The following is a 23,240-nucleotide window of genomic DNA, read 5'->3' on the forward strand; positions in this document are numbered from 1 at the left end:
GGCGAAGGCGTATACGGCCGACGCCTACCGTGCTACGTCCGCCGAGAACATCCAGATTCACGGCGGCGTCGGCTTCACCTGGGAGTACGACTGCCACCTGTACTTCAAGCGCGCCAAGGCGCTGGAAGTCACCTACGGCGACCCCTCGGAGCACCGCGAGCGGGTCGCCCAGCTGCTGAAGCTCTGAGCGCAGAGCGCCTCGGGGTCGCTCTTCTGGGTGCGGGCTGGATCTCGCGCGTCTACGTCGCGGCGCTGGCGCGCGCGGGCGGCGCGGAGGTCGTGGCCGTGGCCTCGCGCACGCGCGAGGCCGCGCAGAAGCTGTGCGCCGGAGAGCCCGCTGCCCGGGCGTACGCATTCGGGGCCCTGCCCGAGCTCCTCCAAGACCCGCGAGTCACTCTGGTGTTCGTGAACTCGCCCAACTGCTTGCACGCGGCCCACGCCCTGGCCGCGCTCGAGGCGGGGAAGCACGTGGTGGTCGAGAAGCCCCTGTGTCTCGCGCTCGACGAGGCCGACTCACTCGTGGCGGCGGCGGCGCGCCGCGGGCGGGTTCTGGGCTATGCCGAGAACCTGTGCTTCTCGCCGCTCTACCGGCGCGCGCGCGAGCTCGTGCGCCAGGGTGCGGTCGGACGCGTGCTGTGGGCGCGCCAGGTCGAGAAGCACGGCGGGCCGTACTCGCCCTGGTTCTTCGAGCGGAACGAGGCGGGCGGCGGCGCGCTCATGGACATGGGCTGTCACGGGATCGAGGCGCTGCGCTTCGTGTTCGACCGGCCCGTGGTGCGCGCGGTGTCCGCGCGGCTCGCGACCACTCTGCACGCGGACAAGACGAGGCTCGACGACGACGCCGAGGTGCGGCTCGAGCTGGCCGACGGCGTGACGCTGGTGTCGGAGAGCTCGTGGGCCGTGAAGAGCGGCATGCAGAGCACGCTCGAGGTGCACGGCGCCGACGGCACGCTGTTCGTCGACCTCCTGGGCGAGACGGGCCTGCGCGTGGTGAAGCCCGGCGGCTCGGTGACTCGCCCGCCGGTCGACCCCTTGCTCGAGCACGGCTATCTCGGCGAGCTCGAGCACTTCCTCGCCGCCGCGCGCGGCGCGGCCTGCGAGGAGACCGGCGCCGACGGCCGCGCCGTGCTCGAGATCCTGCTCGCGGCCTACGCCTCGGCCGGGCAGGGCGGGCGCGAGGTCGCGCTGCCGTTCCGGCCGCCGGCCGGAGTGACTCATCCGGTCGATCTCTGGCGCAGCCCCGTCTAGGGGAAGACCCCGCGCTTGCGCTTGGCCGAGGCCACGCGCTCGACGCCCCGCCACAGCGAGGCGCTGCGCAGGTCGATCTGCTTGTCGAGCGAGAACTGCAGAATCTCGCGGAACGCGCGCGACAGGATCTTGTGCAGGCGCTCGTTCACCTCCTCTTCGGTCCAGAAGAACTGCTGCGCGTCCTGCACCCACTCGAAGTACGAGACGGTGACTCCGCCGGAGTTCGCCAGGATGTCGGGCACGACGAACACGCCGCGCTCGCGCAGGATCGCGTCGGCCTCGAGCGAGGTCGGGCCGTTCGCGCCCTCGACCAGGAGCTTCGCGCGCACGGCGCCCGCGTTCTTCTCGGTGATCTGGTTCTGCAGCGCGGCCGGGATCAGGATGTCGCAGTCGAGCTCGAGCAGCTCGGCGTTGCTGACGGACCCGGCGCCGGGTAAGCCCTCGAGATACTGGTGCTCTCTCACCCAGGCATCGACCTTGGCCAGGTCGAGGCCGTTGGGATCGTGGATGCCCCCTTTCACGTCCGACACCGCGATCACGCGCGCGCCCGCGGCGGCCGCGAGCCGCGCCGCGTTCGAGCCCACGTTGCCGTAGCCCTGCACGGCGACGCGCGCGCCGCGCAGCTCCATGCGCAAGTGGTGACACGCCTCCGCCACGCACGTGACCACGCCCCGCCCGGTCGCCTCGCGCCGGCCCAGTGATCCGCCGATCTCGATCGGCTTGCCGGTCACCACGCCCGGCACGCCGAAGCCTTTCTGCGCCGAGTAGGTGTCCATCATCCAGGCCATGGTCTGCTCGTCGGTGCCCATGTCGGGCGCGGGGATGTCCCGGTCGGGCCCGATCATCTCGATGATCTCCATCGTGTAGCGCCGTGTGATGCGCTGGAGCTCGGTGCGAGTGAGCCGGGTCGGATCGATGCGCACGCCGCCCTTGGCGCCCCCGAACGGCAGGCCGATCAGCGCGCACTTCCAGGTCATCCACATGGCGAGCGCGGTGACCTCGCCGAGGTGCACGTCGTCGTCGTAGCGCACGCCGCCCTTGGTCGGACCCATGGTCAGCACGTGCTGCACGCGGTAGCCGTACACGGTGTCGACCGTGTCGTAGTCGTCGCGGCGGAACGGGAACGACACGATCAGCGAGCGCTGCGGCACGCGCAGGCGCTCCCAGATGTTGTCGTCGAGCTTCATCTGACGGGCGACCTGGTCGAGCTGCGCCACCGCCAGGCGGTACATGGGCGTGTCCCACTCGAGTGCGGGTTCAGTCATGGGGCCCCGAGTGTAGTGCCTCCAGCGCCGCGCGGCGCAGCGCGCCGGCGTCGGCGCGCCGGCCGCTCCAGATGCGGATCTGCTCCACGGCCTGGTGCACGAGCATCTCGAGCCCGTCCTGCACGCGGCAGCCGCGCGCGCGCGCCTCGCGCAAGAGCCGCGTCTCGAGCGGGCGGTACACGGTGTCGAACACCAGCGCGCCCGGGCGCAGTGACTCGGCGGGCGCCGGCGTGTCGCCGGCCTGCGGTGACATGCCGACCGACGTGGCGTTCACCAGCAGGTCCCACGGCTCGGCCAGCGTGCCGACGCGCGCGCCCAGCTCGGCCGCCACGCGCTCTGCGCGCTCGGCCGTGCGGTTCACGAGCGTCACCTCGACCCCGAGCCGGCGGAGCGCGAACACCACCGCGCGCGCCGCGCCGCCGGCGCCCAGCACCGTGGCGCGCCGGCCCGGCCAGGGGCCGTGCGGCTCGAGCGCGCGAGTCACTCCGATCCAGTCGGTGTTGTCGGCCACGAGCGCGCCGTCCAGCTCGGTCAGCGTGTTCGCCGCGCCCATCGCGCGCGCGGAGTCCGACGCGCGCTCGGCGGCGCGCAGCGCCGCCTCTTTGTGGGGCAGCGAGACGCAGAGCTGCGTGAGCCCGGCGCGGCGCAGCTCGCGCAGGCGCTCGGCGAAGCCGCTCGCCGGCACGTCGTAGACGGCGAACTCCGCGTCCAGCCCGAGCGCCGCGTAGGCGGTCCGGTGCAGCACGGGCGAGAGCGTGTGACCCGCCGGGTGCAGGATGATCCCGCAGCGCGCGCGCGTCACCGGTGCGCCTCGGAGTCGCGCGCGTCTAGCTGGCGCAGTGTCTCGGCCGAGACGTCGACCAGCCAGTGCGCGGTCTGCGGCCCGAAGAGACACAGACATGCCTCGTAGCCGCCGCGCGCATAGGTCGGCTCGTCGACCACGTAGCCGAGCCAGTCGTTGGCGTGCGCCACCAGGAAGCGCACGTGGCCCGAGGGCACCTGCTTGCGCAGCTCCTCGCCCACGGCGGCGCTCGGCTCCGCGGGCACCGCCAGGAGCTCCGCGTCGCCGGCGCGCACGACCTGGATCGGCACGCGCTTGGACACGAACGAGGCCAGCGTGGAGTCGACGAAGGGCGAGAGCCACCAGAGCGAGCAGAAGCGGCGCAGGCGCGGCGCCGGCGGCTCGACCCAGCGTTCGAGCGCCGCGAGCCGGGGCGTCGGGTCCGGGCTGGCCTGGAGCGCGCGCGCGTCCTCGTCGACGGCGCGCGCGAAGCTGCGGCCGAAGTCGCGCATGGCCGCGATCTCCTGGTCGTGACTCGGCAGGAAGGGCAGGTCGACGGCCGGCTCCTGGTCGCCGAGCGGCCCCGGCACGAAGATCGCGCGCCAGCCTGCCTCGCCCAGCGACGCGCGCGCCGCGCCCGGCCAGTCGGCCGAGAGACTCGTGTTGTCGGCCGACAGCAGGGTCGCGTGCGCGCCGTACTCGAACAGCAGCACGGGCGGACGGCCGTCGTCGAAGTCGGCGCGCAGGAGCGCCAGCGTGTGATCGGAGGGGCCGTCGGCGAAGCGGCGGTTGCGAGCGAGCTGGAACGGGTAGGCGGCGCTCGCGAGCCGCGCGGGCGCGAGGTCGGCGACCGCGCGCTCGAGGGCCAGCGCCGCCGCGCGCGCCAGGCGGCCGGCCATCTCGGGGTCGTAGGCGCCCGCCGTCATGCGAGACGGCAGCCAGCCGGGGAGATACCCGCCGGGGCCCGAGTGCGTGTGGGTCGCCACCAGCGCCAAGAGGCCGATGCCCTGCGAGTGAGTCGCCTCGAGCACCAGGTCGCGCAGGCCCGGGCGCGCGATCACCACGTCGAGCGCGATCAGCGCGACGCGCAGCTCGCCGAGCTCGAACACCAGCGCGCGCGCTTCGGGCGGGTCGAGCACGCCGTCGGCGCGCCGCGTGGTCAGTCCGCCATAGCCGCCCATCGACTCACCGGGCGCGGCAGGCAGCGGCGCCACGCCGAAGCCCACGCGCAGCCCCTGCGCGTGGGCCGCGGGCGCGGCCAGCGCCAGGGCGACGGCGGCCAGCCACGCGGCCGCGCGCCCGCGGCTAGCTCGGCGCCGGGCCGTCGACACGCTCGCGCACCGCGCGCAGATCGTCCCAGACCGCCTGGCGAGTCTCTCGGGTGTAGTTTCGCAGGAGATACGCGGGGTGATAGGTGGGCATGACCGGCACGCCCTGCCACTCGAGCCAGCGGCCGCGGATCTTGGTGATCGCGACCACGCGCCCGAGCAGCGCCGAGATCGCGGGCTTGCCCAGCGTGACGATCGCCGCGGGCGCGATCGCGCGCAGCTGCGCGTGGAGGAACGGCTGGCAGGTCGCCACCTCCTCGGGCTGCGGGTCGCGGTTCCCGGGCGGGCGGCACTTCACGATGTTGCAGATGTAGACGTCTTCGCGCCGCCAGCCGACGGCCTCGATCATCTTGGTGAGGAGCTCGCCCGCGCGGCCCACGAACGGGCGCCCGCTCTTGTCCTCCTCCTCGCCCGGCCCCTCGCCCACGAACGCCACGCGCGCGTCGGGGTTGCCTTCGCCGAACACGATCTGCGCGCGCTTCTCGGAGAGCGTGCAGCGGCGGCAGTCACCGATCTCGGCGCGCACGGCGTCGAGCAGCGCCTGTTTCGCGGCAGCCGCGCCGCCGACGTGCGTGGGCGCGGCGATCGGCGCCACGCGCGGGCGGAAGCCGGTGACGGCCGGCGCGGGCCGGACTGGCGCGGCCACAGGCGCGGGGTCGGCGAGCCGAGGCGCGCGCGGCGCGCGCGGCAGGAAATCGATGCCGTCCGCGGCCAGGTCGCGCAGCGATTCGCGGATCGCCGCCAGGGTGCGGGTGCGTTCGTCGGGAGGAGTCACTTCGCCGCCGTCTTCTTCTCGCGGAAGCCGTGCTTGATCTTCGCGAGCTTCTCTTCCACCTCGAACTCGAAGCCCTTGTCGTTGGCATCGTCGTGACACGAGCCGCAGATCACCGCGATCGCGCAGGTGTCGCATTTGTCGGTGAGCGCCACGATCGTGCCCGACTCCTTGCCCTTCGTCTCCACGTGCCGCTTGCCCGGCCCGTGGCAGCTCTCGCAGCCCACGCCCGCCAGCGTGCTCCCGCCCGCCGGGAAGCCCGTGGCCTGCTTGAAGCCCGTCGTGTGACAGCGCAGGCAGTCGGCGTTCTTCGCCTCGTTCTTGTGCTCGAGCGTGGTGAAGGCCTGGGCGTGGGCCGAGCCCGACCAGAGCGCATGCTCCTTCGCGTGGCACTCGGCGCACGACGCGGAGCCGACGAACTCGCCGGGGTCGAACAGCGTGCGCTCGCGTTTGGCGCGCTTCTCGGCCAGCGCGCGCCGCTCGTCGACCGACATGTTCGCGAGCGAGGCCATGGTCGCGGCGTGCGACACGAGCGGCAGGCGCTCGGCGAACACGAAGCGCAGCGAGTGCTGCGGGTCGTGACAGCCCAGACACACCGGCTCGAAGCCGGCCTTGGCGAACTCGGGTGACTGGTGCGGTCCGCCGCGCCCATGACAGTTCTCGCACTGCACCCCGCGCAGGTGCTCCTGGCGCTTGGTCGTGTCGAAGCCGCCGGGCTGGCCGAAGCCCACCGTGTGGCAGCGCAGGCAGTCGGGATCGCGGTCCTTGCCGTGCTCGACCAGGGTCTCCCAGGCGTTCGAATGCTTGGTGAGCTGCCAGGTCGCGTGCTGGTCGCGGTGACAGACCGAGCAGAACTCCTCGCCGCTGTACGCCGCCTTCTCGAGCAGGATCGGGTTCGGGACCCCGAGCTCCTTCTTGATCGCCAGCGTGAGCAGCGCCTCGATGCGCGGTGAGTCACCCTCCGTGCGCTCTACCACCTTGCCCTTGCGGTCGATCACGAACACCTCGGGCACGGTGCCCTTGAACGCGTAGCTGGCCTGGGCCTTGCCGTCGGCGTCGACGTAGGGCGGAAAGCCGAGCTTGAGCTCGCTCGCCATGTCTTCGATCACGTAGCGCTTGTCGCTGATCGACACGGGCACGATCGCGAGATCGGGGCTCTTGAGCTGGCCCGAGAGCCCGTTCAGGAACTTCAGCATCTCGTGGCAGTGCGGACAGGTGGGCAGGAAGAACAGGAACACCAGCACCTTGCCCGAGTAGTCGGCGAGCTTCACGTGACTCTCGCCGTCGAGCGACGCCACCTGGAAGGGCGGGGCGGCGGGCAGCACGCCGAGGATGGGCGTGGCCGCGCTGTCCGGCTCGGGCAGGTCGAGCGACTGGCGCAGGATGTTGGCGTAGGCGACGTCGTTTCCCTCGGGCTCGTTCGCGAGCCCGGCTACGGCCTGGCCGATCGCGCCCTGCGAGTCGATCAGGATCAGCGCCGAGGTGCCGGGCGGCACGCGCAGCTTGGCCGAGATGCTGCCGTCCGAGTCGATCACGACCGGGAAGTCGAAGCCGAAGCGCTTGGTGAAGTGCTGCGCGAGGAACAGGTCGTGGTCGCGAGTCACTCCCAGGAGCGCGATGTTCGCGCGCTGTGCCGGGCCGCGCAGGCCGTCGAGTATCTTGGCCGTGCGGTCGGCGTCGGGGTCCTGGCTCGAGAACACGAACAGGATGCCGCGGCGCTTGGCGAACAGGTCGGTGCTGACCCGCGAGCCCGTGAGCGTGCGGCCCTCGAAGCGCGGCAGCGCGCTCGGGCCGCCGCGGGTCTGCGCGTCGGCGGGCGCCGGGCCGAGCCACGCCACGGCCACGGCCGAGACCGCCAGCGCGGCGAGTGCGGCGCTCGCCGCGATGTGAGTCCAGGTCCGATCCGTGCGCATCAAGCCTCGGCTTTCCGGGGTCGGCGCAGGATAGCGGACGGCGAGCCGCAGGCGAACGAGCTTCGTCCGGTCTAAACTGCCTGTGATGGCGGCGACTTCGCCTCAGGAGTTCGTGCGGGCGCTGGCGGCGCGGCTGGATGCCGGCGAGAACGTCGCGGTAGCGACCGTGGTGCGCATCGAGGGCAGCGCCTCGGCCAAGCCGGGCGCGAAGTCGATCATCGACGCACAGGGGCGAACGGTGTTCGGCTGGATCGGCGGCGGCTGTGCCGAATCGACCGTGCGCGACGTGGCGCGCGAGGTGCTGGCCGAGCGCGGCTCGCGGCTGATCCGGCTCGACCTCGACGACGAGGTGCTCGGCGTGGGCATGCCCTGCGGCGGCTACATGGAGATCTACATCGAGGCCATGATGCAAGCTCCCAAGCTCCTGGTGCTGGGTCACGGCGTGATCGCCGAGACACTCGTGCGGTTCGCGCACGCGCTCGGCTTCCACACCACCGTGAACGATCCGCTGGCCACGCCCGAGGCCTTCCCGCAGGCGGACCTGCGCGTGACCGAGGACCCGGACTACGCCAAGGCGGAGTGCGACGGCGAGACCTACGTCGTGATCGCGACCCAGCACAAGAGTGACTACGAGGCGTTGCAGCGCGTGCTTCGCCAGTCACCCGCCTACGTGGGGCTGGTCGCGAGCCGCAAGCGCTCGGCGCTCGTGCTCGAGCGGCTGCACGAAGACGGCATGTCGCTCGAGCTCCTGCGCCGCGTGGCGGCGCCGGCCGGGCTCGACCTGGGCTCGGTGACTCCCCAGGAGATCGCGCTCTCGATCCTGTCCGAGATCGTGCAGCGCTGGCGCGGCGCCAAGACCACGGGCCTGCCCCTGATGCGCGTGAAGGGCGTCGAGATCACCGAGGCCGGCGTGCACGTGCCCGAAGGGCCGATCGAATCGCCCAAGTGTCCGACCTAGAGCGATCACTAGACGGGCTGTATCGCGAGGTCGTGCTCGAGCACTACCGCCACCCGCGCAACCGCGAAGCACTGGCGCATCCCAGCGGCTCGGCGCGAGTCACCAATCCCGTGTGCGGCGACCAGGTGCAGGTGGAGGTCGAGCTGGCCGGCGGGCGCATCGCGCGCGTTTCGTCGCGCGCGCGCGGCTGCTCGATCGCGGTGGCGTCGGGCAGCGTGATGACCGAGCTCGTGCAGGGCGCCACGCCCGAGGCCGCGCGCAGTCAGTCGGAGTCACTCGGCCGGGTGGTGCGCGGCGAGCCGGCGCCGGAGGGGCTCGACGCGCGGCTGCGCGCGTTCGGACGCGTGGCCACGCTGCCCTCGCGCCAGCGCTGCGCGACGCTGGCCTGGGAGGCGCTCGAGGAGGCGCTCGCCGCCAGCCGCTAGCGCTTGCGCGACTTGCGCCGCGGGGCGCGCTTGCGCGAGCGAACGGCTGCAGGCGGCACGCGCGCCCCGGTCGAGATACGGATCGAGCGCATGGTGTTCGCGCAGCGGTGCAGCGAGCCGAAGATCCGGTCGAAGAGCACGGTGCCCAGGATCGCGCGCCGGCTCGGCTCGGCGATGTCGTCACCGCGGGCGCGGATGGGCACACCCGGGCCTTCGGGGGCGCTGGTGAACTCCGCCTCCGAGAGCAGCCAGGCGATCTCGGCGTACTTCGCGAGGTCGGCGACGGCGAAGTCGGGGTACAGGTAGCGGCGCACCTGGACGACCGTGGCCGCGATCTCGCGCGCGTTGTGGTCGCGGCCGACGTCGACGGTCCAGGGCAGGGCGTCGAGAAACGCGCGCACCTCGCGCGTGACTCGCTCGAGCTCGGCCGGCGAGGCGGCGCCCTCGGGCAGGCGGTAGAGCGCCCGCATGGCCTCGCCGATCGGGTCGCCGTCCCAGCCGCGGTCGAGCTGCGCGCTGACGCGCGCGACGGCGTCGAGCGGCAGGCCCGCCACCTCGCGCAGCGCGCGGATCAGCGCCAGGCGCTCCAGGTGCGGGCTGCCGTAGCTCGCCTGGTTGCGCGCATGCACGGCGCCCGGCGCGAGCAGGCCTTCGCGGATGTAGAACTTGATCGTGGAGCGCGGCACCCCCGCGCGTTGGCTGAGCTCGGCGATTCGCATTCCGGAACAGGTTGACGTTGGAATGTAGACATGTCTAGTATCCGATTATGGATATTAGATCTATCCAGTATACGGAGTCGCGGAGGGCGCGCGAGATGAGGCAGTCGTGAAGGTCGAGATCGAGGGCCGGGTGCACCCGCGCTACGGCAAGCTGAAGGACGTGTTCGCCGCGCAGCTCGCGAGCGGCGCGGAGATCGGCGGGGCCGTCGCGGTCACGGTCGACGGCGAGCCCGTGGTCGACCTGTTCGCCGGCTTCGCCGATCCCGCCCGCGCGCGGCCCTGGACGCGCGACACGATCGTCCACGTGTACTCGGTCACGAAGGGCATGACCGCACTGTGCGCGCACCGGCTGGTCGACCGCGGCGCGCTCGAGCTCGACGCGCCCGTGGCGAGATACTGGCCGGAGTTCGCCCAGGCAGGCAAGGGCGCCATTCCCGTGCGCTGGCTGCTCTCGCACCAGGCCGGCCTGCAGGCGCTGCGCGCGCCGCTCCCACCCGAGTCACTCTACGACTGGCAGGCCATGTGCGCGGCGCTGGCCGAGGCGGCGCCGGTGCTTCCGCCGGGCGTGCTCGGCTACCACCCGGTGACCTTCGGCTGGCTGGTCGGCGAGCTGGTGCGCCGGATCGACGGGCGCAGCCTCGGGCGCTTCTTCCGCGAGGAGGTCGCGACACCGCTCGGTGTCGACTTCCACATCGGGCTGGGGCCGGGCGAGGAGAAGCGCGCCGCCGACATCACGCAGCTCGTGCCGCCGCCCGAGCTCGCCGACGCGTTCGCGGGCGCAGCCGCCGGTGAGCCCCCGCTGGTCTTGCTGGCGTTCGTGAACCCCGCGGGCACCGGTGACCACAACGCACCGGCGCACCGGCGCGCCGAGATCCCGGCGCTGAACGGTCACGGCAGCGCCGCCGCGCTCGCGCGCGTGTACGGGGCGCTCGCGCGCGGCGGCGAGCTCGACGGCGTGCGCGTGCTCTCCGCCGAAGGCGTCGAGCGCGCCCGCTCGCTCCAGGCGCAGGGCACCTGCGCGCTGCTCGGGATGCCCGTGCGGCTCGGGCTCGGCTACTGGCTCAACCAGCCCGGTGTCTCGGGCTGCGAGCTCGGCCCGAACCCGGGCGCCTTCGGTCACCCCGGCGCGGGCGGCAGCCTGGGCTTCGCCGACCCGGCCGCGCGCGTGGGCTTCGGCTACGTGACCAACCGCATGGGCTCGAGCCTCACTGTCGACCCGCGCGCCAGCGCGCTGATCGACGCCTTCTACGCCGCCGCATGATCCGCCTGCGCCGCTAGTGAATCTCGCGGTCTGGACCGCGCTGCCAGCGGTCTACGCGCTCGTCTCGCGCCGCACGACTCCGAAACGAAACGGCCCGGCGCAGAAGCGCCGGGCCGCGTCAGTCGACGCCGTCCTCGGAGGCCGTTTCAGGCCTTCGCGACGTTCACCACCTGGATCTCGGTGAAGCCGAGCAGGCCCCATGGCCCGTTCTCGACGCCGATGCCCGACCACTTGGCGCCGCCGAACGGCAGGTTCGGCGCGATCGCCAGGTGCTGGTTCACCCAGGCCGAGCCGCACTCGAGCTCGCGGGCCACCGCGGCCGCCTTCTCGGGATCCGACGACCACACCGAGCCCGAGAGCCCATAGTGAGTCGCGTTCGCGCGCTCGACCGCGTCTTCCACGTTGCGGTACGGCACGATCGGCAGCGCCGGGCCGAACTGCTCCTCGTCCACGAGCCGCACGCCGTCCGAGATCTCGGACACGATGGTCGGGGCGATGAAGTAGCCCTTGCTCGACAGCTGCTGTCCGCCGGTGACGACCTTGGCGCCGTGCTTCTTGGCGTCGTCGATCATCTCGCGGACCTTGTCGTACTGCATCTTGTTGTTGAGCGGGCCGAGCTGCGTGCCGGCCTCGAGGCCGTTTCCGACCTTCACCGTCTTCGCGATCTCCTGCAGCTCACTGACGACCGAGCTGTAGAGCTTCTCGGGCACGTACACGCGCTTGATCGCGCTGCAGATCTGGCCCGAGTTCTCGAACGCGCCCCAGAACACCTTCTGCGCGGTCGCCTTCACGTCGATGTCGCCGAGCAGGATCGCGGCGTCGTTGCCGCCGAGCTCGAGCGTGACGCGCTTCAGGTCGGGCGCCGCGGCCGTGTTCACCTTCTTGCCCGTCGCGACCGAGCCGGTGAACGACACCTTGCGCGGCACGGGGTGCGCCGTCATCCAGCCGCCCAGGTCGTTGCCGCCCGAGACCACGTTCACGACGCCCGGCGGCACCACGCTGCGCAGGATCTCGCCGAGCTTCAGCGTGGTGAGTGGCGTGTAGGGCGAGGGCTTGATCACGACCGTGTTTCCGGCCAGCAGCGCCGGCGCGATCTTCCACACCGCGAGCATGAGCGGGAAGTTCCAGGGCGTGATCGCCGCCACGACGCCCAGCGGACGGCGGTGGATCTCGATGCGGCGGGTCGCGTCGTCCTGGATGGTCTCGATCGGGATCTGCAGCGACGCCGTGTACTGGAACCAGATCGCGGCCCCGAACACTTCCTGCATCGCCTTGTCGACGGGCTTGCCCTGCTCCTGAGTCAGGAGCGGCGCGATCTCGCCGCCGCGGGCCTGGATCGCCGCGCCGATGTCGAGCAGCGTCTGGCGGCGCTTGGCCTCGTCCTTGCGCCAGGCGCGGAAGGCGTTCTGCGCCGACTCCATGGCGGAGTCGAGCTGCGCCTTCGTGCACTCGGGCGGCTGCGCGAACACCTGCTCGGTGGCAGGATTGATCACGCCGAAGGTGCCCTTGGCGGCCTCGGCCTTGCCGTCGATCGTCATCGTGTAGTCACTCACAGAGTGTCTCCTTCAGCAATGGTCGGTGGATGGTTCAGCTCGCGACCTTCTCGAGGATGTGCACGCCGCACGCCGAGCCCAGCCCGATCACGTGGGTGAGCCCGAAGCGCGCGTTCGGCACCTGGCGCTTGCCGGCCTCGCCACGCAGGTGCGTGGTGACTTCGTAGATGTTGGCGATCCCGGTCGCGCCGAGCGGATGTCCCTTGGACAGAAGCCCGCCCGAAACGTTCACCGGGATGCGCCCGCCGAGATAGACCTGCTTCTCGTCGATCATGCGGCCGGCCTCGCCGTCCTTGCAGATGCCGAGGTTCTCGTAGTGCAGGATCTCGGCGGTCGCGAAGCAGTCGTGCAGCTCGATCAGGTTGATGTCGTCGGGGCCGACGCCGGCCATCTCGTAGGCCTTCTTCGCCGCCTCGCGCGTGCAGGTGTTGACGTCGGGCATGGTGAGATCGCGCTGCGTGAAGCGGTCGCTGGTGAGCACCGACGCCTTCACGCGCACCGCGCGCTTCAGCCCGAGCTCGCGCGCCTTCTTCTCCGACGCGAGCACCGCCGCGGCCGAGCCGTCCACGTTCACCGAGCACATGAGCTTGGTGTTCGGGTACGAGATCATCTCGGCGTTCATGACCTCTTCGAGCGGTGTCTCGATCTGGTATCGCGCCTTGGGGTTCATGGTCGAGTGCCAGTGATTCTTGACGCTGACCTTGGCGAACTGCTCGAAGGTGGTGCCGTACTTGCGCGCGTGCTCCATGCCGGCCTCGGCGAACACCGCGGGCATGGTGCCCGAGCCGAGCAGACCCTCGGTCGGGATGCCCTTGCCGCCGCCGCCGCCGCCCAGGAGGCCGGCGCCGGCCATCTGCTCCACACCGACACACAGCACCAGGTCGTAGAGTCCGGCCTTGATCGCGGTCCAGCCCTCGCGGAACGCGGTTGCGCCCGTGGCGCAGGCGTTGGCGCAGTTCACGACGGGAATGCCGGTCTGGCCGATCTGCTGCAGGATGCGCTGGCCGACCATGGCGTTGGACTGCATCAGGTTGCCGCAGTACAGCGCCTCCATGTCGTGGATCGTGAGTCCCGCGTCGTCGAGCGCCATCAGCGCCGCCTCGGCGCCGATCTGCGGAACGCTGCGGTCCGGGAACTTCCCGAACTTGATCATGTCGGTGCCGAGAATGTAGACGTCGCCCATGGAGTGACTCCTCTCAGCTCTTCGCGGGCTGGAAGTAGTAAGTGAGATACTCGTTGCCCTCGCGGTCCTTGCGAGGGGCGATCTTGTACACGACATCGACCCTCATCCCCATCTTGATCTGCTTGGGGTCGGGCTCGATGCCGATCAGGTTGCCCTTCACGGTGCCGCCGCCGTCGAGGTCCACCACCGCCGACACGTACGGCGTCTCGATGCCGGGGAACGACCGGTGGGTGATCGAGTACACGTACAGCTCGCCCTTGTTGGCGAGCCGCGTCGGCTCGAGCTGCTTGCGGGCGCCGCACTTGGCGCACACGTCGCGCGAGCCGAGAAAGATCGACTTGCACGCGCTGCAGCGCGAGCCCTCGAGATAGGGATCACCCTGCTCGGGAATCTTCAGAAATGGAACTACTGGAAGCGGCTTCTTCTGAGCCGCCTGGACTTCAGCCATGGCGCGCACCTCGTCGAGGAAAACCCGCAGCGATTCTGCGCTACCCGGAACGGGCGGGTCAAACGAGGGTCAGCGGCCGATCTGGTGGCCGGGGCTCTTCTTGCGCTGCGCTTTGAGCTCGGCCTCGAGCGCCTCGAGCTTGGCCTTGAACGCGGCGTTCTTGGGCTCGAAGGTGAGGGCGGTCTTCAGGTTGGCGTGCGCCTTCACGGCGTCGCCGGCGCGCTCCGCCTCGAGATGCAGGGTGTAGTAGCGCTTGCCGTTGGGCGTGGTGCCGCGCGCGGCATCGGCTTCGACCTTCTTCTCCTGCTCGAGCTCGGGGTTGTAGCGGACCTGGCCGCTGGAGAGCGCCGAGTCGTAGGCCGCGCGGCGCGTGCGGTCGCGCAGCACCAGGTAGCCCTCGGTGATGCGGCGCGCGATCACGTCCACGGCGTCGCGCACGTCGTCGGATTGCGCGAGATAGGCGTCGGGGTGGAAGCGGCGGCGCGCGTCGTGGTAGGCGCTGCGCAGCGCCTCGGAGGTGGCGCCGGGCTCGAGCTTCAGCAGGCGGTAGTAGTCGACGCGGTCGATCACGCGCGCCAGCGCCTTGATCTCTTGCAGGTTGGTGTCCGACTGAGTCACTTCACACCCGCCCGACGTCAGTCGTCGCCCAGGACCTGGTCGTCGTCGCCATCGGGCTCGATCTCGGCCTCTTCGAGCTCGATCTCGCGCGCGCCGCCGCCGAGCTCGGTGTGGGGCCGGATCGGCTGCTGCGCCTCGCCGCCGAGGTCGCCCTCGACCTTGCCGAAGAGCGGCTGCTCCGCGTCGGGCTTGTCGAGCATGTCCTGCACGTCTGCCTCGAGCGCGGGCAGGTCGAGCAGGCCGTCGTCGGCCTCTTCGAGCTCCGCGACCGGGAGCGGCTCGTTGCCGCCGGCGCGCCGCGACCGGCCCACGGGCGCCGCGTTCGGCGCGACGTCGGCCGTGCGGTCCTTGGCCATGATCTCCTGGATCTGCTCCTCGGACAGGCCGCTCGACATCGACACGGTGGTCGAGGCTTCGGCGCCCGTCTTGGGGTCGCGCGCCTGCACCTTCACGATGCCTTCGGTCGAGATCGAGAAAGTGACTTCGATCTTCACCTCGCCGCGCGGCCCGGGCGCGAAGCCCGAGAACTCGAACTCGCCCAGCAGCGTGTTGCCCTCGGCCTGGCGCGACTCACCCTGGTAGATGCGCACCGCGATCGTCTTCTGGTGGTCGCGCACCGTGGTGAACACGCGCATCTGGTCGATCGGCACCGGGCTGTTGCGCTCGATGATGGCTTCGGAGAGACCGCCGGCGATGCCCATGCGCAGCGTGAGCGGCGTGACGTCGAGCAGGTAGCTGCCCGCTTCGGGCGCGGCGAGCGAGGCGGCGTGGATGGCCGCGCCCATGGCCACGACCTCGTCGGGATTGATGCCGGTCTCCGGCTCGCGCTGGAAATACTCCTTCACGGCGTTCCGGATCGAGGGCAGCCGGGTCGGCCCGCCGACCAGGATCACGCCGTTCAGGTCGCGCGTGGTGAGGCTGGCCTGCTGGAGCGCCTCGTCGCACACCTTGAACGTGCGCAGGATCAGGTCGCGGATCAGCTTGTCGAAGTCCTTGCGCGTCAGCGTGTACTCGACGCCGATCTGCTTGCCCTCGTGCTCGGCGAGGTCGGGGATCGAGATCTGCGCCTCTTCGCGCTCGGCGAGCTCGATCTTCGCGCTCTCCGCGGCCATGCGCAGCTTGGCGAAGGCATAGGGATCGGGGCGCACGTTCACACCGTGCTCGGACTGCACCTTGTCGGCGAGCAGGTCGATCACGCGGTCGTCGAAGTCGTCGCCGCCGAGGTAGGTGTCGCCGGCGGTCGCGAGCACCTCGAACACGTCCTTCCCGATCTCCAGGATCGAGACGTCGAAGGTGCCGCCGCCGAGGTCGTAGATCGCGACCTTCTGGCGCAGGTCCTTGCCGTAGCCGTACGAGAGCGCGGCCGCGGTGGGCTCGTTCAGGATGCGCAGCACGTCCAGGCCGGCGATCCGTCCCGCGTCCTTGGTCGCCTGCCGCTGGTTGTCGTTGAAGTAGGCGGGGACGGTGATGACGGCGCCCGAGACGGGTCGCCCGAGGGCGCCCTCCGCGATCGCCTTCATCTCCTTAAGCACGAAGGCGGAGATCTCGGGCAGCGAGAACTCCTCCTCGCGGATCTTGATCCGCACCCCGTGGTTCTCGCCGGGCACGATCTCGTACTTGCAGACCGCGCGGGCCTTGCGGACTTCCTCGCTGAAGAAGTACCGCCCGATCAGGCGCTTGGCCGACGAGACCGTGTGCTTGGGGTCGAGGATGATGCGCTGCTTGGCCGCGTTGCCGACCTCGATCTTGCCGCCCTCATGAAAGGCGACCACCGAGGCGATCACGCGCTCGCCCTTCTTGTTGCCGAGCACCGTCGGCTTGCCGTCGAGCATCGCGCAGACGCACGAATTGCTCGTTCCGAGATCGATGCCGATCGTGACGTCCTTGCTCATACTCTCCGGCCGCGAGCCGACTTCGCGCATTTCATCGGCAAGCCGACCGAGGCGACTGAAGCGATTGACCCAGTCAGAGCACGGTGTTACCTCCCCGGTCCCTCACGGAGGCTCTCATGTCCGGTCACTCGAAGTGGGCGACCATCAAGCGCAAGAAAGGCGCTGCGGACGCCAAGCGGGGCAAGATCTTCACGCAGGTGATCCGCGAGATCTCGATCGCGGCGGGCCTGGGCGGCGGTGACCCCAACGCCAATCCCCGTCTGCGCCTGGCGGTGCAGAAGGCGCGCTCGGTCAACATGCCGCGCGACAACATCGACCGCGCGATCAAGAAGGGGACGGGCGAGCTCGGCGGCGAGAACTACGAAGAGATCCGCTACGAGGGCTACGGCCCGGGCGGCGTGGCGGTGATCGTCGACGCCACCACCGACAACCGCAATCGCACCGGCGGCGAGATCCGCCACATCTTCAGCCGCTTCGCCGGGAACCTGGGCGCGACGAACTCGGTCGCGTTCATGTTCGAGCGCCTGGGCGTGCTCGAGTTCGACCGCGCCGGGCTCGACGCCGACGCGCTCATGGAGGCCGCGATCGAGGCCAACGCCAAGGACGTCGTGGAGGACGAGGACGCGATCACCGTGCAGACCGTTCCCAACGAGTTCGCGGCCGTGAAGGAGGCCCTCGAGGCCAAGTCCTTCAACGCCGCGAGCGCCAAGCTCGCCATGGTGCCGAGCTCGACCGTGAAGCTCTCGGGCAAGAACGCGGAGCAGATGCTGAAGCTCTACGAGGCCCTCGACGAGCACGAGGACGTCTCCGAGGTGTTCTCGAACTTCGAGATCTCGGAAGAGGACATGCTCGCGGCGAGCAAGGGCGACGGGTAGACTCACCTCCGGTCATTCACCGACCGGGGGGTCGAGTGCGGATCCTGGGAATTGATCCCGGCTCCAACGCCACGGGCTACGGCGTGGTGTCGATCGAGGGCAGCAGCTTGCGCCGGCTCGGCGGCGGGACGATCCGCGTGCGCGGCGACTCACTGGGCGTGCGTCTGGCGCAGCTGCAGCGCGAGCTCGCGCGGCTGATCGGCGAGCTGGCGCCCGAGGTCGCGGCGCTGGAGTCGGTGTTCTCCGCCAAGAGCGCGCGCTCGGCGCTCGTGCTCGGTCACGCCCGCGGAGTGGCGCTCGCGGCCTGCGCGACGGCCGGGCTGTCCACCGGCGAGTACAGCCCGTCGCAGGTGAAGCTGGCGGTCACCGGCTTCGGCCGCGCCGAGAAGACGCAGGTCGCGCGCATGGTGCAGCGGCTGCTGGGACTGACTGCCCCGCCGCCCGCCGACGAAGCCGACGCGCTCGCCGTGGCGCTGTGTCACGGTCTCTCTCGCCGGAGCGTGGGTAGGGTGCCCACGCGACCATCGGACCTCTCGTGATCGCGCGCATCGAGGGCGTCCTGGTCGAGAAGAGCCCAGAGGCCGTGGTGCTCGACGTGCACGGCGTCGGCTACGAGCTGCGCGTGCCGCTCTCCACTTTCTTCGATCTGCCCGACGAGGGGAAGACCGTGCGGCTGCGCGTGCACACCCACGTGCGCGAGGACGCGTTCCTCTTGTACGGCTTCGCGACCGAGCTCGAGCGCACCTTGTTCCGGCTGCTTTTGGGCGCGAGCGGAGTGGGACCGAAGCTCGCGCTGGCGATCCTGTCGGGCCTGCCGGCGGACAAGCTGATCGCGGCGCTGCGCTCGGGCAACCTGGCGGCGCTGGTGGGCATTCCGGGCGTCGGCAAGAAGACCGCCGAGCGCATGGTGGTCGAGCTGCGCGACAAGGTCGCGGGCCTGGAGACCGCCACCCCGGCGCGCGCGCCGCTCGACGACGCCGCAGCCGCGGCAGAGAGCGCGCTCGTGAACCTGGGTTACCCTCGCGCCCACGCCGAGAAGGCCGTGCGGCGCGCGTTCGAGGCGCTGCCCGACGCCCCGGGTCTCGAGTCACTGATCAAGGAGGCCCTGCGTGCCGCGAGCGCCTGAGCGCAAGGACGAGCCGCTGCGCGGCGAGTCATTCGACCAGGAGCGCCGGGTCGAGGAGAAGCTCCGCCCCGGCTCGCTCGATGAGTTCGTGGGCCAGGACGCGCTGCGCGAGAACCTGCGCGTGTTCATCCGCGCCGCGCGCGAGCGCGGCGAGCCGCTCGACCACGTGCTGTTCTACGGCCCGCCCGGACTGGGCAAGACGGCGCTTGCGCACGTGATCGCGCGCGAGATGGGCGCGGGCCTGCGAGTCACTGCGGGCCCGGTGATCGAGCGCGCCGGCGATCTGGCGGCGATCCTCACCAACCTCGAGCCGGACGGCGTCTTGTTCATCGACGAGATCCACCGGCTGAGTCCCGCCGTCGAGGAGATCCTGTATCCCGCGATGGAGGACGGGAAGCTCGACCTGGTGATCGGGCAGGGCCCGAGCGCGCAGACCGTGAAGATCGACCTGCCGCGCTTCACGCTGATCGGCGCGACCACGCGCGCGGGGCTGCTCACTTCGCCGCTGCGCGACCGCTTCGGCGTGATCGCGCGGCTCGACTACTACCCCGCGGCGGACCTCGAGCGCATCCTCGCGCGCAGCGCGCGCATCCTCGGGATCGCGCTCTCGCCGGAAGGCGCGCACGAGATCGCGACCCGCTCGCGCGGCACGCCGCGCATCGCCAACCGGCTCTTGCGGCGCGTGCGCGACTTCGCCGAGGTCGACGGCGCGCGCGAGGTGAGCCACGCGCTGGCGCGTTTCGCGCTCGGGCGGCTCGAGGTCGACGAGGCCGGCTTCGACCGCATGGACCGGCAGCTCCTGCGCGCGCTGATCGAGAAGTACGGCGGTGGCCCGGTCGGGCTCGACGCGCTGGCCGCTGCGATCGGCGAGGACCGCGGCACGATCGAGGACATCTACGAGCCGTTCCTGATCCAGGAGGGCTACCTCGACCGCACGCCGCGCGGCCGCGTGGCGACGGAGCGCGCGTACCGCCACTTCGGCGTGACGCCCGCCGCAGAGTCGCGCGGCGCTTCGAACCGACAAGACCGGCTGCTGTGACACGCGCGCCAGCAGGTGACGGCGCCGCCGTGCACGCGCGCCTCCGGGGTGCCGCTCACTCAACGTGACCCGGCTCCCGGACGATCTCTAGCAGGTGCGCACGGGCCTGCGGATTCTCGCGTTTCTCCTCGCCATCCCCCTGTTGCTGGGCGGGGTGTCCGGCGCGCTTCTGCAGCGCGGCGGCGACAAGGCCGCGACCGAGCTGAAGACACAGCTCAAGCTCCAGGCCGCGCGCGGCGGCCCCTGGGGGGTGGTGGCGGACGCGCTCTCCGGCCAGATCGACTCACTGCGCACGCAGCCGGTGTTCGCCGGCCTGGGCGGCGCGGGGACCTTGCTCCTGCTCTACGCGCTCGTGCCGCGCGGCAAGCGCCGCCGCTCGGCCGCGAAGTCCAGGAAGGGCGCCAAGGCCAGAGAGGCGGCGGCAGCCAAGTCCGAGACCAGCGCGGTCGCGAAGAAGAGCCCGCTGGCCGCGGAGGAGGCCGCCCCGCCGTCGAGCAAGGAAGGCCGGAAGTATCTCAAGGAGGCGGCCAAGATCGAAGAGGACAAGGGCGCCGAGGCCGCGGGCGAATATCTCCTCGGTCACAACATGAAGGACGAGGCCGCGGACCTGTTCCTGCGCCACGAGCTCTGGCACCGCGCCGCCGAGGTGCGCTTCGACCAGAACCGCTTCGACGAGGCCGCGGACCTGTACAAGAAAATGGGCAAGCTCGAGCAGGCCGGCAAAGTCTATGCCCAGATCGGCCAGCACGAGGACGCCGCTCAGTGTTATCTCGAGGCCGGCAAGTTCTCCGTCGCCGGCGAGATGTTCGAGCGCGCCGAGAACTTCAAGGAAGCCGGCAAGTGCTACCAGAAGATCGGCTTCCACCGGCACGCCGCGCAGGCCTTCATCAAAGCCGGCGCGGAGGCGGCCGCGGCCGAGTCACTGGTCCAGGCCTTCAACGACGAGGGCGGCGTGGCCGGCGCGAAGAGCGACCAGAAGGCCAAGGAGATGAAGGGCATCGCCAAGAAGGCGGCCGAGATCCTCTCCAAGCTGGACCGCTTCGAGGAGGCGGAGAGCCTTTTGGTGCGCTCGGAGTCGTTCGGGCCCGCGGCCAAGATCGCCTTCCAGACCGGCAACTACAAACGCTCGGCCGAGCTGTTCCTGCGCGTGCGCCGCGGCGACCTGGCGTCGAAGGCGCTCGAGCGCCTGGGCGACGAGATCGGCGCCGCGCGTCTCATGGGCGAGTATCTGCGCGACCAGGGCAAGGACGCCGAGGCCGTCGAGTATCTGGTCAAGGCAGGCGAGCACGGCGCCTCCGGTGACCTGTACCGCAAGCTCGCGCGCTTCGGCGACGCGGGCCGCGAGTATTTCGCCGCCGCGGACTATCCCGCATCGGCCGAGGCCTACCGCGCCGCGGGCGAGCTCGAGCCCGCCGCCGACGCCTACGCGCAGTGCCAGAAGTACGCCGACGCCGCGACCTGCTACGGCCTGGCGGGCAAGAAGGACAAGCAGGCCGAGATGCTCGAGAAGGCGGGCGATGCCTTCGAGGCGGGCAAGATCTTCGCCGAGCTGAACCAGGGCGATGCGGCGATCCGCATGCTGCAGCAGATCACTCCCGAGGACTCACGCTACGGCGAGGCCTGCTCGATCCTGGGCCGCATGTTCCAGGAGAAGGGCCAGCACAGTCTCTCGGTCAAGAAATTCGAAGAGGCCGCGGGCTCCGAGACCGTGAGCCGCAGCAACGTCGACGCGTTCTACGAGCTGGCGCGCGCGCAGGAGCGCAAGGGCGACCTGGCGGGCGCGATCGACATCTACGAGCGCATTCTCTCCTTCGACTATCACTTCCGCGACGTGGCCGCGTGTCTCGAGCGCTGCAAGGCGCAGCGCGGCAAGGCGCCCGAGGAGACGGCGCCGACCGCGCCGCCGGCCACCACGCCGGGCGTGATTCCGTCCACGCAGAAGCGCTACGAGATCGTGCGCGAGCTGGGCCGCGGCGGCATGGGCGTGGTGTATCTCGCGCGTGACTCGGTGCTGGAGCGCGAGGTCGCCTACAAGGTCCTGCCCGAGGGGCTGCGCGGCAATGCCAACGCGCTCAAGAACTTCCTGCGCGAGGCCAAGGCCGCAGCCCAGCTCAACCACCCCAACATCGTGACCGTGTACGACGCCGGTGAGTCCGAGCACGGCCTGTACATGGCCATGGAGCTGGTCGAGGGCACCACGCTGAAGGAGATCCTGCGCCAGCGCGGCGCCGTGTCCGCCAATGCGGCGGTGTACATCCTGCGCCAGATGGCCTCGGCGCTGCAGTACGCGCACGGGCGCAAGGTCGTGCACCGCGACATCAAGACCGCGAACACGATGTGGACCACCGAGAAGCACGTGAAGATCATGGACTTCGGCCTCGCCAAGCTGATGGAAGAGGTCCGCAACGCCACCACCATGATCTCGGGCACCCCTTTCTATATGTCGCCCGAGCAGACACTGGGCCGCGACGTGGACCACCGCACCGACCTCTACTCGCTCGGCGTCACCCTGTTCGAGCTCGCGACCGGCGAGCTGCCGTTCCAGAAGGGCAACGTCCCGTACCACCACGTCCACACCGCCCCGCCGGATCCGCGCACGATCAAGCCCGAGATCCCGGAGGGCCTGGCGACCATCATCCTGCGCTGCCTGCAGAAGGCCCCCGCGGAGCGCTTCCAGTCCGCCAAGGAGCTCCTCGACGAGCTCGACCGCCAGAGCGGCCGGAATCCGCCCAGCTAGGCTGCAGTTAGCCGCGCTTCCCGGGCCCGGCTCCGTTCCAATGCCGGCGGAGCGCCTGGAATCGCTCGCGTACGCGCGCGAACGCCTGCAGTGATGAATTGGTCACGGCGTAATGGAAACGTCACTCCATTTCTCACGGTTGCCGACTCATGCGGGCGAAGCCCCGCGGCGCGTAGACGGTCGATGTGTGCCAAATCACAAGTCGAATCCAGAGCTTCGGGATTTCGACCGATATGTCCCTCATCAGCCACGCATTTGGCATGCAGGTTGCTCATGACCCGAGTGCCTGTGGGGGGGATCACAGTTCCATGGCGATTCGGCGAATGCGTGGGGGGGCGCCTTGCTGAGGGGCGTTGAGCAGACGATCGCGACGACGGTCCACTGTACCGGCATTGGTCTGCACAGTGGGGAGCCCGTCGACCTGGTGCTGAAGCCGGCTGCCGCGGGCACCGGGCTCTTGTTCGAGCGCACCGACGGCGATCAGCCCGTGCGCTTTCCGGCGCGCGCCGAGTGGGTCACCGACACGACCCTGGCCACGACGCTGGGCAACGAAGATTCGCAGCTCTCGACCATCGAGCACCTGGTCTCGGCGCTGCGCGGCATGGGCATCGACAACTGCACGATCTCGGTGTCCGGCCCCGAGCTTCCGATCATGGACGGCAGCGCTGCGTCGTTCGTGTACCTGATCCAGCAGGCCGGCATCCGCGCGCAGGCGCGCATGCGCCGCCGCATCGTCATCCGCCGCCCGATCGAGGTGCGCGAGGGCAACCGCTACGTGCGCGTGGTCCCGTCGCGCGAGTTCAAGCTCTCGGTAGAGATCGACTACGCCCACCCGGCGATCGGCCGGCAGCAGGTCGAGGGCCTGGTGCTCTCGCCCGAAGTGTTCGCGCGCGAGATCGCGCCGGCGCGCACGTTCGGCTTCCTGAAAGATACACAGAAGCTGCGCGCGATCGGCCTGGCCCGCGGCGGCTCGCTCGCGAACGCGGTCGTGCTCGACGAGCACCGCGTGCTGAATCCCGAAGGCCTGCGCTTCAAGGACGAATTCGCGCGCCACAAGATCCTCGACCTGATCGGCGACCTCGCGCTGCTCGGCGTTCCG

22 protein-coding genes are annotated in these 23,240 nt (G+C 70.6%); 11 read left to right on the top strand and 11 right to left on the bottom strand.

All coding sequences use genetic code 11. The features are described from left to right. Both VMR86_11235 and VMR86_11240 read left to right on the top strand, forming a co-directional pair. Positions 1-187: acyl-CoA dehydrogenase family protein (locus VMR86_11235; protein ID HTO07612.1), on the top strand; the 187-nt coding region annotated here is incomplete at its 5' end. Between the two features lie 26 nt (positions 188-213). Beyond that, complete coding sequence (locus VMR86_11240; protein ID HTO07613.1) at positions 214-1,248, top strand: Gfo/Idh/MocA family oxidoreductase; 1,035 nt, start codon at positions 214-216, stop codon at positions 1,246-1,248. On the opposite strand, the gene VMR86_11245 is transcribed toward VMR86_11240, so the two are convergent. From VMR86_11245 to VMR86_11265, 5 genes are read right to left on the bottom strand one after another with little or no spacing between them, the layout of a single operon-like run. Continuing rightward, positions 1,245-2,513 carry a Glu/Leu/Phe/Val dehydrogenase gene (locus VMR86_11245; protein ID HTO07614.1) on the bottom strand — a complete coding sequence of 423 codons (1,269 nt, stop codon included), beginning with the start codon at positions 2,511-2,513 and terminating at the stop codon, positions 1,245-1,247. The genes VMR86_11240 and VMR86_11245 overlap by 4 nt on opposite strands. Then, positions 2,506-3,315 carry a shikimate dehydrogenase gene (aroE, locus tag VMR86_11250; GenBank protein ID HTO07615.1) on the bottom strand — a complete coding sequence of 270 codons (810 nt, stop codon included), beginning with the start codon at positions 3,313-3,315 and terminating at the stop codon, positions 2,506-2,508. Before aroE ends, VMR86_11245 begins: the two co-directional genes overlap by 8 nt. Next, complete coding sequence (locus tag VMR86_11255; protein ID HTO07616.1) at positions 3,312-4,625, bottom strand: neutral/alkaline non-lysosomal ceramidase N-terminal domain-containing protein; 1,314 nt, start codon at positions 4,623-4,625, stop codon at positions 3,312-3,314. Before VMR86_11255 ends, aroE begins: the two co-directional genes overlap by 4 nt. Continuing rightward, on the bottom strand, positions 4,600-5,397 hold the full coding sequence (locus VMR86_11260) for a uracil-DNA glycosylase (GenBank protein HTO07617.1): 798 nt from the start codon (positions 5,395-5,397) through the stop codon (positions 4,600-4,602). The genes VMR86_11255 and VMR86_11260 overlap by 26 nt, the downstream gene beginning before the upstream one ends. After that, positions 5,394-7,307, bottom strand: coding sequence for a multiheme c-type cytochrome (locus VMR86_11265; GenBank protein ID HTO07618.1), 1,914 nt, complete (start codon positions 7,305-7,307; stop codon positions 5,394-5,396). Before VMR86_11265 ends, VMR86_11260 begins: the two co-directional genes overlap by 4 nt. An 85-nt stretch (positions 7,308-7,392) precedes the next feature. Between VMR86_11265 and VMR86_11270 the strand changes: the two genes are divergently transcribed. Further along, complete coding sequence (locus VMR86_11270; protein HTO07619.1) at positions 7,393-8,265, top strand: XdhC family protein; 873 nt, start codon at positions 7,393-7,395, stop codon at positions 8,263-8,265. Then, positions 8,253-8,690 carry an SUF system NifU family Fe-S cluster assembly protein gene (locus VMR86_11275; GenBank protein HTO07620.1) on the top strand — a complete coding sequence of 146 codons (438 nt, stop codon included), beginning with the start codon at positions 8,253-8,255 and terminating at the stop codon, positions 8,688-8,690. The genes VMR86_11270 and VMR86_11275 overlap by 13 nt, the downstream gene beginning before the upstream one ends. Here the strand turns inward: VMR86_11275 and VMR86_11280 are convergent. Then, the gene (locus VMR86_11280) at positions 8,687-9,409 is read right to left on the bottom strand and encodes a MerR family transcriptional regulator (GenBank protein HTO07621.1); all 723 of its coding nucleotides are present in this window, start codon (positions 9,407-9,409) and stop codon (positions 8,687-8,689) included. The two genes, VMR86_11275 and VMR86_11280, sit on opposite strands and share 4 nt — an antisense overlap. Positions 9,410-9,515: 106 nt before the next feature. Between VMR86_11280 and VMR86_11285 the strand changes: the two genes are divergently transcribed. Further along, entirely contained in the window at positions 9,516-10,670 is a 1,155-nt protein-coding gene (locus tag VMR86_11285; protein HTO07622.1) for a serine hydrolase domain-containing protein, read from the top strand. Positions 10,671-10,816: 146 nt separating this feature from the next. On the opposite strand, the gene VMR86_11290 is transcribed toward VMR86_11285, so the two are convergent. From VMR86_11290 to VMR86_11310, 5 genes are all read right to left on the bottom strand, one after another. Further along, a complete protein-coding gene (locus tag VMR86_11290) occupies positions 10,817-12,223 on the bottom strand; it encodes an aldehyde dehydrogenase family protein (protein HTO07623.1) in 1,407 nt (468 codons plus the stop codon). A gap of 34 nt (positions 12,224-12,257) precedes the next feature. Next, positions 12,258-13,406 carry a thiolase family protein gene (locus VMR86_11295; GenBank protein ID HTO07624.1) on the bottom strand — a complete coding sequence of 383 codons (1,149 nt, stop codon included), beginning with the start codon at positions 13,404-13,406 and terminating at the stop codon, positions 12,258-12,260. A gap of 13 nt (positions 13,407-13,419) precedes the next feature. Beyond that, entirely contained in the window at positions 13,420-13,854 is a 435-nt protein-coding gene (locus VMR86_11300) for a Zn-ribbon domain-containing OB-fold protein (protein ID HTO07625.1), read from the bottom strand. A gap of 69 nt (positions 13,855-13,923) precedes the next feature. Further along, complete coding sequence (locus tag VMR86_11305; GenBank protein ID HTO07626.1) at positions 13,924-14,472, bottom strand: DnaJ domain-containing protein; 549 nt, start codon at positions 14,470-14,472, stop codon at positions 13,924-13,926. Between the two features lie 17 nt (positions 14,473-14,489). Beyond that, positions 14,490-16,364, bottom strand: coding sequence for an Hsp70 family protein (locus tag VMR86_11310; protein ID HTO07627.1), 1,875 nt, complete (start codon positions 16,362-16,364; stop codon positions 14,490-14,492). A 116-nt stretch (positions 16,365-16,480) separates the two neighbouring features. Between VMR86_11310 and VMR86_11315 the strand changes: the two genes are divergently transcribed. From VMR86_11315 to lpxC, 6 genes are all read left to right on the top strand, one after another. Further along, entirely contained in the window at positions 16,481-17,239 is a 759-nt protein-coding gene (locus VMR86_11315) for a YebC/PmpR family DNA-binding transcriptional regulator (protein HTO07628.1), read from the top strand. A gap of 35 nt (positions 17,240-17,274) precedes the next feature. Next, positions 17,275-17,778, top strand: a complete 504-nt coding sequence (gene ruvC, locus VMR86_11320; GenBank protein HTO07629.1) for a crossover junction endodeoxyribonuclease RuvC — start codon at positions 17,275-17,277, stop codon at positions 17,776-17,778. After that, positions 17,775-18,365: a Holliday junction branch migration protein RuvA gene (gene ruvA, locus VMR86_11325; GenBank protein ID HTO07630.1), complete on the top strand. Its 591-nt coding sequence runs from the start codon at positions 17,775-17,777 to the stop codon at positions 18,363-18,365. Before ruvC ends, ruvA begins: the two co-directional genes overlap by 4 nt. Positions 18,366-18,381: 16 nt before the next feature. Further along, positions 18,382-19,404 (top strand): Holliday junction branch migration DNA helicase RuvB, encoded by a 1,023-nt coding sequence (gene ruvB / locus VMR86_11330; GenBank protein HTO07631.1) that lies wholly within the window; start codon positions 18,382-18,384, stop codon positions 19,402-19,404. Positions 19,405-19,498: 94 nt separating this feature from the next. Continuing rightward, entirely contained in the window at positions 19,499-22,141 is a 2,643-nt protein-coding gene (locus VMR86_11335) for a protein kinase (protein HTO07632.1), read from the top strand. Between the two features lie 340 nt (positions 22,142-22,481). Further along, positions 22,482-23,240: UDP-3-O-acyl-N-acetylglucosamine deacetylase (lpxC, locus tag VMR86_11340; GenBank protein HTO07633.1), on the top strand; the 759-nt coding region annotated here is incomplete at its 3' end.

The sequence above is a fragment of the Myxococcota bacterium genome (assembly GCA_035498015.1).
In the GTDB taxonomy this organism is placed as follows: Bacteria; Myxococcota_A; UBA9160; order SZUA-336; family SZUA-336; genus VGRW01.